Below are 11,311 nucleotides of genomic sequence, written 5' to 3' on the forward strand. Positions count from 1 at the left end.
GCCCGCCCCCCCCCCCCCCCCCCCCCGGCCCCGGGGGGGCCCCCCCCCCCCCGGGGGGGGGGCGGCCCCCCCCGGGGGGGGGGGCGGGCCCCCCGCCCCCCCCCCCCCACGCCCACATGGCGTGGAAGCTGTCGCTCACGCGGAGCCTTCCTCGGTGCCGCCCTCGCGCATCGGGACGCGGACGCCCTTCTCGTCGGCGACCCGCTCGGCGATGTCGTAGCCGGCGTCGACGTGGCGGATGACGCCCATGCCGGGGTCGTTGGTGAGCACGCGGCGGATCTTCTCGCCGGCGAGCTTGGTGCCGTCGGCCACGGAGACCTGGCCGGCGTGGATGGAGCGGCCCATGCCGACGCCGCCGCCGTGGTGGATCGACACCCAGGACGCGCCGGAGGCGACGTTGACCATGGCGTTGAGCAGCGGCCAGTCGGCGATGGCGTCGGAGCCGTCGAGCATGGCCTCGGTCTCGCGGTACGGGGAGGCGACGGAGCCGCAGTCGAGGTGGTCGCGGCCGATGGCGAGCGGCGCGGCGAGGGTGCCGTCGGCGACCATGTCGTTGAACATGGCGCCCGCCTTGTCGCGCTCGCCCTGGCCGAGCCAGCAGATGCGGGCGGGCAGGCCCTGGAAGTGGACGCGCTCGCCGGCCATCTTGATCCAGCGGTGGAGGGACTCGTTCTCCGGGAAGAGGTCGAGGATCGCCTGGTCGGTCTTGGCGATGTCGGAGGCCTCGCCGGACAGGGCGGCCCAGCGGAACGGGCCCTTGCCCTCGCAGAACAGCGGGCGGATGTAGGCCGGGACGAAGCCGGGGAAGGCGAAGGCGCGGTCGTAGCCGGCCAGCTGGGCCTCGCCGCGGATCGAGTTGCCGTAGTCGAAGACCTCGGCGCCGGCGTCCATGAAGCCGACCATGGCCTCGACGTGCCGGGCCATCGACTCGCGGGCGCGGGTGGTGAAGCCGGCCGGGTCCTTGGCGGCGGCGTCGGCCATGTCCTCGAAGGCGATGCCGACGGGCAGGTAGGACAGCGGGTCGTGGGCCGAGGTCTGGTCGGTGACGATGTCGATCGGGGCGCCCTCGGCGAGCATCTGCGGGAGCAGTTCGGCGGCGTTGCCGAGGAGGCCGATGGACAGCGGGCGGCGGGCGTCGCGGGCCTCGGTGGCCAGCTGGAGGGCGTGGGCGAGGTTGTCGGCCTTGACGTCGAGGTAGCGGTGCTCGATGCGGCGCTCGATGGCGCGCGGGTCGCAGTCGACGCAGATCGCGACGCCGTCGTTCATGGTGACGGCGAGCGGCTGGGCGCCGCCCATGCCGCCGAGGCCTGCGGTGAGCGTGATCGTGCCGGCCAGGGTGCCGCCGAACTTCTTCGCGGCGACGGCGGCGAAGGTCTCGTAGGTGCCCTGGAGGATGCCCTGGGTGCCGATGTAGATCCAGGAGCCGGCGGTCATCTGGCCGTACATGGTGAGGCCGAGGGCCTCCAGACGGCGGAACTCCTCCCAGTTGGCCCAGTCGCCGACGAGGTTGGAGTTGGCGATGAGGACGCGCGGGGCCCACTCGTGGGTCTGCATGACGCCGACCGGGCGGCCGGACTGGACCAGCATGGTCTCGTCCTGCTTGAGGGTCTTCAGGGTGCGGACCATGGCGTCGAAGGAGCGCCAGTCGCGGGCGGCCTTGCCGGTGCCGCCGTAGACGACGAGCTTGTCGGGGTGCTCGGCGACCTCGGGGTCGAGGTTGTTCTGGAGCATCCGGAGGGCGGCTTCCTGCTGCCATCCCAGGGCGCTCAGTTCCGTACCGCGCGGGGCCCGTACGGGGCGGGGTCCTGACATGGCGTGCCTCCTCGAATGTGATTCAGATATTCACATCCTGACCGGCTGAATAGTCTTAGTCAACAGCTGCGCCGCCCTCCCACCCGGTGGTGGGATGGACCCATGGTTGGACCCATGGCTTCCTCCCGCCGCGACCGGGCCGTCCGCGCCGCCGTCGAACAAGGACTCCTCACTCCCGCCGAACCCGTCGTCGCCCTCCTCGACACCACCGGCATCCGCGCCTCCGCCGCCGCCCTGACCAGCGCCTTCGCCGCCGTCACCGACGCTCCCGTGCTGCACGCCTTCGCCGTCAAGGCCGCCCCGCTCGTGCCCGTCCTGCGCCTGCTGCACGAGGCGGGACTCGGCGTCGAGGTCGCGAGCCCCGGCGAGCTGGCGCTGGCCCGCGCGGCCGGGGTGCCGCCGGCCCGTACGGTCCTCGACTCGCCCGCCAAGACGCCCGACGAACTGCGCCAGGCCCTCGCGCTCGGCGTCGCCGTCAACGCCGACAACCTCCAGGAGCTGGCCCGGCTCGACGGTCTGACCGCCGCCGCGCCCACCGCCTCACCGCTCGGCCTCCGGGTGAACCCGCAGGTCGGCGCCGGTTCCATCGGCGCGCTGTCGACCGCGACCGCCACCTCCAAGTTCGGCGTGGCGCTGCGCGACGAGGGCGCGCGGGAGGCCGTCGTCCAGGCCTACCTGGACCGGCCCTGGCTCACCCGGCTGCACACCCACACCGGCTCCCAGGGCGTCCCGCTCGCCCTGATGGCCGAAGGCGTCGGCGCCGCCTACGCGCTCGCCGAGGAGATCAACACCAAGGCCGGCCGGCAGCAGATCGACACCCTCGACATCGGCGGCGGCCTGCCGGTGAACTTCGCCTCCGACGAGGAGACACCGACCTACGACACCTACGCCCGGCTGCTCGCCTCGACCGTGCCCGGCCTCTTCGACGGGCGGTACGCGCTGGTCACCGAGTTCGGCCGGTCCCTGCTCGCCAAGCACGGCACGGTGCTCGCCCGCGTCGAGTACACCAAGACCTCCGGCGGCCGCCCCATCGCCGTCACCCACGCCGGCGTCCAGCTCGCCACCCGCACCGTCTACGCGCCCGAGTCCTGGCCGCTGCGCGTGCTCGCCTACGACGCCGAGGGCCGGCCCCGCACGGGCGAGGAGGTCGTCCAGGACGTGGCCGGGCCCGCCTGCTTCGCCGGGGACCTGATCGCCGTCGGCCGCGCGCTGCCGCCGCTGCGGCCCGGCGACGTGGTGGCGGTGCCGGACACCGGCGCGTACTACTTCGCCCACCACTACGCGTACAACAGCCTGCCCCGGCCCGCCGTCCACGGATTCACCCCGACGGACGACGGCGGCATCGCCTTCGCGACCGTCCGCAGGGCCCAGAGCCTGGAGGAGATCGTGGCCGAGTCGGGCGGCGACCGGCCCGACGCCCTCCTCGCCCAGCCGCTGCGGGAGCCGGCGCACGGTGCTCCCATGGAGCCATGACGCACAGCACCTCCGTGGTCGTCGAACGCCGGGTGGCCGCCTCGCCCGGCCGGGTCTGGGAGTCGATCACCGACCTGCGGAACATGCCGCGGGTGCTGTCCTCGGTCGAGCGGGTCGAGGTGCTCACCGAGGGCGGCTTCGCCGTGGGCACCCGCTGGCGCGAGACCCGGCGGATGATGGGCCGGTCGGCCACCGAGGAGATGACCGTGACCGTGTGCGAGCCGCCCGACCGCTACGTCACGGTGGCCGACTCGCACGGCATGCACTACGTCTGCGAGATCGCCCTCGTGCCCGACGGGCCGGCCGTCGCCGCCACCGTGACCACGCTGCGCATGACCTTCACCGCCCGCCCCGCCCACGACCGCGCGCCCGGTCTGCTCACCCGCCTGGTCAGCCGGCTCGGCGCGCGGGCGGTCGCACGGGCGCTCGCGAAGGACCTGAACGAAATCCGGCGGGCGGTCGAGAGCCGGGGCTAGGTCGCCTCCGGACCCGGCCCGGACCGAGCCCCGCCGTCGCTCGGACCCGGCCTGGGCCGAGGCTCGGCGCCGCCCCCGGCCCGGCCTGACGCCTGCGGGGCGTCCGTCGGCCACCTCTCTGACAAATTCCGCTGGAAAATGCCAGAACTCGCCCCGGCGATCACGACGTTGAGTAGCGTCACCGTTACTGCCGTACGTCCGCACGCCGCATCGGGAGGGGATCACGCGTGCCCGGAATCGACGAGTGCCTGCTGGAGGCCATGAGCCTGCCCGGGGCACGCGGGGCCTGGCTGGTCGACTGGACCAGCGGACTGGCCCTCGGGACGGCGGGCGAGTCCCCGGTCGGCGACCACGAGACCACCGCCGCCGAGAGCGCCGAACTCGCTCGGGCCGCGGCCGAGTTCGAGTCGCCCGCCGGCGAGGAGGCCTCCTCCTCCGAGGACCTCCCGCCCGTCGAGGACCTGATCGTCACCACCCGCGCCGGCTATCACGTGATCCGCTTCGTCGAGACCGCCTTCGACAGCAGTGTCTGCCTCCACCTCTGGCTCGACCGGACCACCGGCAACCTCGCCCTCGCCCGCATCCGGCTCGGCGACCTCGCGCAGCGGCTGGTGCTCGGATGACGGCGACGACGGTCCCGGGCACGGCCACGCCCGTCTCCCCGATGCTCACCCGCCTCGCCGCCGAGCGGGCCACCGGCGCGCTGCTGCGCGACCACGGCACGCTCTACCTCGTCGACGGCCGCGTCGTGCACGCCGAGAGCCCCAGCGCGCCCGGCGTCGACGTGCTCCTCACGGCGGCCGGCCGGCTGCCGCGCGAGGGCTGGGAGGAGGCCGTCGACCGGGCCGGAGCGCTCGGCGCCGTCGGCCGCTTCCTGGTCGACAGCGGCCGGCTGCACGACGGCGAACTGGAGATCTGCCACCTCGGCGCCGTCTTCGACGCGGCCTTCTTCGCCCTCGCGCCGGCCAGCGGCCCGACCCGCTTCCGCTACGGCGTGGGGCACTGGTTCGGCCCCGTGCGGCCGGTCGACACCGGAGCCGTCGAACGCGAGACGCTGCGCCGCCGCGAACTCCTCGACAGCGTCTGGCCCTACGCCGCCGTCGACACCGCGCCGGTCGTGCCCCGGCCCGCCGCTCCCGGCCGGCCGGTGGGCGTCCGGCGCCGGGCGCTGCTCGCGGCCGCCGACGGCGTACGGACACCGGCGGACATCGCCCGGCTGCTGGGCAGGCCCGCCTTCCACACGCTGCTGGAGGTACGGCGGCTCGCCGCGGACGGCCTGGTGGAGACGCCGTACGAGGCGCCGCCGCCCGCGCCGCCCGCCGTGCCCGCCTGGATCGGCGAGGCCGCCGCCACCACCGACCCCGACGTCGCCCTGCTCCGCCGGCTCCGTGACGCCCTGGAGGCAGCACTGTGATGAGGCGTGCCCTGCGCCTGCGCGCCGAGAGGAGACAACTGATGACCGCAGAAGCCGAGGTACTCGGCGAACTGAGACGGCTGCGGGCCCGGCTGCCGCAGCTCACCGGCGCCCTCGCGGCCAGCGCCGACGGCCTGGTGCTCGCGCAGGAGGCCGTGGACGGCGAGGCGGAGAGCGTGGCCGCGCTGACGGCCGCCGCCCTCGGCGTCGGGCAGCGCCTCGCCGACACCACCGGGCAGGGCGGCTTCCGGGAGCTGCTGGTGCGCGGCGAGCACGGCTACGTGGCGACGTACGCGGCGGGCGGCTCGGCCGTCCTCACGCTGCTCGCCGAGCCGCGCATCAACGTCGGCCGGCTCCACCTGGAGGCCCGCCGGTCCAGCGCGCGGATAGGCGAGCTGGTGGACGGCGCCCTGGAACGCAGAGACCTGAACTGAACCGATCGCTCACCCACTCCCGACACGACCGCGAAGGAAGAACCATGGCGAACACCGAGACCTCCCTCAAGGAAGCGGCCCAGATCGAAGGCGCCATCGGCGCCGCCCTCGTCGACTACACGAGCGGCATGGCGCTCGGCACCATCGGCGGCGGCAACGGCCTCGACCTGAACGTGGCGGCGGCCGGCAACACGGACGTGGTGCGCGCCAAGGTCCGCACGATGGAGATGCTGGGCCTCAACGAGGAGATCGAGGACATCCTCATCACCCTCGGCTCCCAGTACCACCTGATCCGGCTGCTGAAGTCCCGTTCGGCCAACGGCCTGTTCCTCTACCTGGCCCTCGACAAGAACCGCTCCAACCTGGCGATGGCCCGCCACCAGCTGAAGCGGATCGGCGACGACCTGGAGGTCTGAGCCCGAAGCCCTCAGGCCCCGGGCCCGCGGCCCCGCCGTCGCGCCTCAGTCGACGAACAGGCTCCGCGCGGCCGCCTTGGTGTCGAACTCCTCGAGCCGGGCCTGGGCGTCCGGGAGTTCGTCCGCCATCGCCTCCAGGAGCACCCGCCCGAGCAGCATCGGCGCGCAGGCGGTGTCGAAGGCGAGGCCGGTGCCGACGGCGGCCGGGATGAGCAGGTCGCTGTGCGCGGCGACGGGCGCGAAGGCGGACTCGGCGACGGTGACCACCGTGAGCCCGGCGGCGCGGGCGTACGCGAGGGCGTCGACGACCTCGCGCGGGTGCCGGGGCAGCGCGAAGCACAGCAGCGCCGTGGCCCCGGCCCGTACGGCGGCGTCGATGCGGTCGTCGAGCATCGAGCCGCCCTCGTCGAGCAGCCGGACGTCCGGGTGGACCTTGCCGGCGAAGTACGCGAAGCCGCGCGCCTGCGAGGAGGCGGCCCGCAGCCCGAGCACGGGCAGCGGCCGCGAGGCGGCGAGGAGCCGCCCGGCGCGCTCGACGGGCGCGGGATCGGCGAGCAGTTCGGCGAGGTGCCTGAGGTTCTCGATCTCGCCGAGCACGGCCTGCTGGTACTCGTTGTGGACCGCGTGCTCCTCGGCGACCGCCGGCACGCTCTCGCGCAGATGGCGGCGCAGGGCCGGATAGCCGTCGAAGCCGAGGGCGACGGCGAAGCGGGTGACGGACGGCTGGCTGACTCCGGCGAGCTCGGCCAGCTCCACGCTGGACAGGAAGGGCACGTCGGCGGCGCGGCGCACCATGCAGTGCGCGATCCGCCGCTGCGTCGGCGTCAGCCGGTGCCCCTCGAAGAGCGCCTGCAGCCGTCCGGCCGGGCTGTCGCTCATGCCGTCCCCCTTCCGCCTATTCACTCACCCAGAACTCTGTATGAGGATATGCAGGAGGGCAAGGGGAAGGATGGCGCGGGGACCGCCGCACCCCCGTTTCCGGGGGGCGGGACGACGGCGGTCCCCGCGTGGGACACGGGCCCGGGTCAGGGCCGGTCCGCGTCCGGTGGCGTGTGTGGAGTTCCGGGAGCCGCTCCGGGTGTCCGTGACGCCGACAGGGACTACTGTGCCCCGGCGTTGTTAAGCGGGTGCTGCGGGTACGTGTCGCGCTCGTACCGATTGCGCGAACGTACCCGCCCACGGCCGGCGGGCCCGCGCGGCTCCCCGGGCGCCCGGCGAGCCGGTGACCTCAGTGCTGCTTCGTGCCGCCGTTGGCGGCCAGGAAGGTGAGCAGGTCCTGACGGCTGACCACACCGGTCGGCTTGCCCTCGACCAGCACGATCGCGGCGTCCGCCCGGCCGAGCGCCGACATCAGGTCGGCGACCGGCTCGCCGGAGCCGACCTGCGGCAGCGGCGCGGACATGTGGTCCTCCAGCGGGTCCTCCAGCGAGGCCTTCTGGGTGAACAGCGCGCTCAGCAGCTCGCGCTCCACGACCGAGCCGACGACCTCGGCGGCCATCACGTCGGGGTGGCCGGCGCCCGGCTTGACGACCGGCATCTGCGAGACGCCGTACTCGCGCAGCACCTCGATGGCCTGGCCGACCGTCTCGTCCGGGTGCATGTGGACGAGCGAGGGCATGCCGCCCGACTTGTGGCGCAGCACGTCGGCGACGGTGGCGGAGGAGGTGTCCTCCAGGAAGCCGTAGTCGGCCATCCACTCGTCGTTGAAGATCTTCGACAGGTAGCCGCGGCCGGAGTCGGGCAGCAGCACCACCACGACGTCGTCGGGGCCGAGCTCCTTGGCGACCTCCAGGGCCGCGACGACCGCCATGCCGCAGGAGCCGCCGACCAGCAGGCCCTCCTCCTTGGCGAGGCGGCGGGTCATCTGGAAGGAGTCCTTGTCGGAGACCGCGACGATCCGGTCGGCGACGTTCTGGTCGTAGGCGGTCGGCCAGAAGTCCTCGCCGACGCCCTCGACCAGGTACGGGCGGCCGGAGCCGCCGGAGTAGACCGAGCCCTCCGGGTCCGCGCCGATGACCTGGACCTTGCCGCCGGACGCCTCCTTCAGGTAGTTGCCGGTGCCCGAGATCGTGCCGCCGGTGCCGACGCCCGCGACGAAGTGGGTGATCTTCCCGTCCGTCTGCTCCCACAGCTCGGGACCGGTGGTCTCGTAGTGCGAGCGCGGGTTGTTCGGGTTGGAGTACTGGTCGGGCTTCCAGGCGCCCGGCGTCTCACGGACGAGACGGTCCGAGACGTTGTAGTACGAGTCCGGGTGCTCCGGATCGACGGCCGTCGGGCAGACGACGACCTCGGCGCCGTACGCCCGCAGCACGTTGATCTTGTCCGTGGACACCTTGTCCGGGCAGACGAAGATGCACTTGTAGCCCTTCTGCTGGGCCACGATCGCCAGGCCGACGCCGGTGTTGCCGGACGTGGGCTCGACGATCGTGCCGCCGGGCTTGAGAGCGCCGCTCTCCTCGGCCGCCTCGATCATGCGCAGGGCGATGCGGTCCTTGACCGACCCGCCGGGGTTGAAGTACTCGACCTTGGCCAGGACCGTCGCCTGAATGCCCGCGGTCACGTTGTTGAGCTTCACCAGCGGGGTGTTGCCGACGAGGCTGATCATCGAGTCGTGGAATTGCACCGTAGTCTCCGGGGTCTCCGTAATGGTGCTGCCAGCGTATTCCGTGCGATGCGTAGGCGGAGCCGCTTACGGGGCAGTGAGTAACCACGGGACGGCGAGAAGGAGGTGGCGGCCGACGATGTCCAGGGCGAGAGTGGCACGGCGGATCGCGGCGGGCGCGGCGTACGGCGGCGGGGGCATCGGCCTGCTCGGCGTGGCCGGCGTGGGGGTGCTCCTGGCCGAGGCGGCGCTGGCCAAGCGGTCGGTGGGCGGCGGAGTGGCACCGATGCCGCCGGGCGCGGACGGGCGCTACGGGCGGGTCTACGGCTCCGAGGAGCCGCTGCGGCTGGCCCTTCTGGGTGATTCCACGGCCGCCGGCCAGGGCGTGCGCCGGGCCGGCCAGACACCGGGCGCGCTGCTCGCCTCGGGCCTCGCGGCGGTGGCCGAGCGGCCGGTGGACCTGCGCAACGTGGCACTGCCCGGGGCGCGCTCGGACGACCTGGAGCGGCAGGTGTCGCTGCTGCTCGCCACGCCGGGCTCGCCGGCCGGACCGCCGGACGTGTGCGTGATCATGATCGGCGCGAACGACGTGACCCACCGGATGCCGGCCACGCAGTCGGTGCGCTGTCTGGCGGCCGCGGTCCGCAGGCTGCGGACCGCGGGCGCGGAGGTGGTGGTCGGCACGTGCCCTGATCTGGGCACCATCGAGCCGGTCTATCAGCCGCTGCGCTGGCTGGCCCGGCGGGCCTCGCGGCAGCTCGCGGCCGCGCAGACGATCGTGGTGGTCGAGCAGGGCGGGAGGACGGTGTCGCTGGGCGACCTGCTCGGCCCGGAGTTCGCGGCCAATCCGCGCGAGATGTTCGGCGTCGACAACTTCCACCCGTCGGCCGAGGGCTACGCGACGGCGGCGATGGCGGTGCTGCCGACGGTGTGCGCGGCGCTCGGGGTCTGGCCGGAGGCCGACCGGATCGACGTGGACCGGCGCGAGAACATGCTGCCGGTGGCGAAGGCGGCCGCCGAGGCCGCGAAGGAGGCCGGCACGGAGGTCACCGGCGCCCGGGCGCCCTGGGCCCTGCTCAAGCACCGCAGGCGCCGGCGGCTGCCGGAGCCGGGCGTGCCGGCGACGGAGGGGACGGAGACGGGCGAGGCCGGGGCGGCGACGGACGCGGCCGGGGCCGGGGTCGGGGCCGGCGGTGGGCAGGGACCCGGTGCGGGCGCGACGGACGCGGGCACGGCCGATACGGCCGGGGCGGCCGGGACGGAGGCCTCGGGCCCGGGCGGCCGGACGCGGCGGGCGGAAGGGTCCGGCGGCGGGCCGCGCAGCATGCCCCTGCCCCGGGACTGAGCGAGCGCTTAGAAAAGAGGTCCGCATCACACACCGAGGCCGGTGACCCGCGCGGTACGTACAGGTAACTTCCCTTTCTGTCCGCTCACCCAGCACCCTCCTGGAGCCGTGATGCCCGAAGCCGTGATCGTCTCGACCGCCCGTTCGCCGATCGGCCGGGCCTTCAAGGGCTCCCTGAAGGACCTGCGGCCCGACGACCTGACCGCCACGATCATCCAGGCCGCCCTCGCCAAGGTCCCCGAGCTCGACCCGCGCGACATCGACGACCTGATGCTCGGCTGCGGTCTGCCCGGCGGCGAGCAGGGCAACAACCTGGGCCGCATCGTGGCCGTGCAGATGGGCATGGACCACCTCCCGGGCTGCACCGTCACCCGCTACTGCTCCTCCTCGCTGCAGACCTCCCGGATGGCGCTGCACGCGATCAAGGCGGGCGAGGGCGACGTCTTCATCTCGGCCGGTGTCGAGATGGTGTCCCGCTTCGTGAAGGGCAACTCCGACTCGCTGCCCGACACGCACAACCCGTTCTTCGCCGAGGCCGAGGCCCGCACCGCCGAGGTCGCCGCCTCCGAGGGCTCCACCTGGCACGACCCGCGCGAGGACGGCCTGGTCCCCGACGCGTACATCGCCATGGGCCAGACCGCCGAGAACCTGGCGCGCTGGAAGGGTGTCACGCGCCGCGACATGGACGAGTTCGGCGTCCGCTCGCAGAACCTCGCCGAGGAGGCCATCAAGAACGGCTTCTGGGCGCGCGAGATCACCCCGGTGACGCTGCCCGACGGCACGGTCGTGTCGAAGGACGACGGCCCGCGCGCCGGCGTGACCCTGGAGGGCGTCGAGGGCCTCAAGCCGGTCTTCCGCCCCGACGGCCTGGTCACCGCCGGCAACTGCTGCCCGCTCAACGACGGCGCCGCCGCGCTCGTGATCATGTCCGACACCAAGGCGCGCGAGCTGGGCCTGACCCCGCTCGCCCGGATCGTCTCCACCGGCGTCTCCGGCCTGTCCCCCGAGATCATGGGCCTCGGCCCGGTCGAGGCGTCGAAGCAGGCCCTGAAGCGGGCCGGCCTGACCACGAGCGACATCGACCTGGTCGAGATCAACGAGGCCTTCGCCGCGCAGGTCATCCCGTCCTACCGCGACCTCGGCTTCGACCTGGACAAGGTCAACGTCAACGGCGGCGCCATCGCCGTGGGCCACCCCTTCGGCATGACGGGCGCCCGCATCACCGGCACGCTCATCAACAGCCTGCAGTTCCACGACAAGCAGTTCGGCCTGGAGACCATGTGCGTGGGCGGCGGCCAGGGCATGGCCATGGTCATCGAGCGGCTGAGCTGAGTCGCAG

At 73.7% G+C, this 11,311-nt stretch carries 10 protein-coding genes and 1 pseudogene; 8 read left to right on the plus strand and 3 right to left on the minus strand.

The window, feature by feature from the left end; genetic code table 11:
• Positions 1–135: 135 nt before the first annotated feature.
• Positions 136–1,812 (minus strand): urocanate hydratase, encoded by a 1,677-nt coding sequence (gene hutU / locus ACIGO8_RS29300; RefSeq protein WP_399736915.1) that lies wholly within the window; start codon positions 1,810–1,812, stop codon positions 136–138.
• A 114-nt stretch (positions 1,813–1,926) separates the two neighbouring features.
• Between hutU and ACIGO8_RS29305 the strand changes: the two genes are divergently transcribed.
• From ACIGO8_RS29305 to ACIGO8_RS29330, 6 genes are all read left to right on the plus strand, one after another.
• Positions 1,927–3,285, plus strand: a complete 1,359-nt coding sequence (locus tag ACIGO8_RS29305) for a diaminopimelate decarboxylase (protein WP_399736917.1) — start codon at positions 1,927–1,929, stop codon at positions 3,283–3,285.
• Complete coding sequence (locus tag ACIGO8_RS29310; protein WP_399736919.1) at positions 3,282–3,761, plus strand: SRPBCC family protein; 480 nt, start codon at positions 3,282–3,284, stop codon at positions 3,759–3,761. Before ACIGO8_RS29305 ends, ACIGO8_RS29310 begins: the two co-directional genes overlap by 4 nt.
• Before the next feature lie 227 nt (positions 3,762–3,988).
• On the plus strand, positions 3,989–4,384 hold the full coding sequence (locus ACIGO8_RS29315; protein WP_399736921.1) for a hypothetical protein: 396 nt from the start codon (positions 3,989–3,991) through the stop codon (positions 4,382–4,384).
• A complete protein-coding gene (locus ACIGO8_RS29320; protein WP_399736923.1) occupies positions 4,381–5,175 on the plus strand; it encodes a transcriptional regulator in 795 nt (264 codons plus the stop codon). Before ACIGO8_RS29315 ends, ACIGO8_RS29320 begins: the two co-directional genes overlap by 4 nt.
• 41 nt (positions 5,176–5,216) lie before the next feature.
• Positions 5,217–5,609, plus strand: a complete 393-nt coding sequence (locus ACIGO8_RS29325) for a roadblock/LC7 domain-containing protein (protein ID WP_399736925.1) — start codon at positions 5,217–5,219, stop codon at positions 5,607–5,609.
• Positions 5,610–5,653: 44 nt separating this feature from the next.
• Entirely contained in the window at positions 5,654–6,025 is a 372-nt protein-coding gene (locus tag ACIGO8_RS29330) for a hypothetical protein (RefSeq protein ID WP_399736927.1), read from the plus strand.
• Positions 6,026–6,070: 45 nt separating this feature from the next.
• On the opposite strand, the gene ACIGO8_RS29335 is transcribed toward ACIGO8_RS29330, so the two are convergent.
• Positions 6,071–6,904 (minus strand): MurR/RpiR family transcriptional regulator, encoded by an 834-nt coding sequence (locus ACIGO8_RS29335; RefSeq protein WP_399736929.1) that lies wholly within the window; start codon positions 6,902–6,904, stop codon positions 6,071–6,073.
• Positions 6,905–7,253: 349 nt separating this feature from the next.
• Positions 7,254–8,648 (minus strand): cystathionine beta-synthase, encoded by a 1,395-nt coding sequence (locus ACIGO8_RS29340; protein ID WP_399736931.1) that lies wholly within the window; start codon positions 8,646–8,648, stop codon positions 7,254–7,256.
• 133 nt (positions 8,649–8,781) lie between these two features.
• On the opposite strand from ACIGO8_RS29340, the pseudogene ACIGO8_RS29345 reads away from it, so the two are divergent.
• Both ACIGO8_RS29345 and ACIGO8_RS29350 read left to right on the plus strand, forming a co-directional pair.
• Positions 8,782–9,774, plus strand: a pseudogene (locus ACIGO8_RS29345) (SGNH/GDSL hydrolase family protein); the annotation flags it as partial.
• Between the two features lie 309 nt (positions 9,775–10,083).
• Positions 10,084–11,304: an acetyl-CoA C-acetyltransferase gene (locus ACIGO8_RS29350; RefSeq protein WP_399736933.1), complete on the plus strand. Its 1,221-nt coding sequence runs from the start codon at positions 10,084–10,086 to the stop codon at positions 11,302–11,304.
• The last annotated feature ends 7 nt before the right edge of the window (positions 11,305–11,311 follow it).

Source organism: Streptomyces sp. NPDC053493 (assembly GCF_044544825.1).
Classification (GTDB): domain Bacteria; phylum Actinomycetota; class Actinomycetes; order Streptomycetales; family Streptomycetaceae; genus Streptomyces.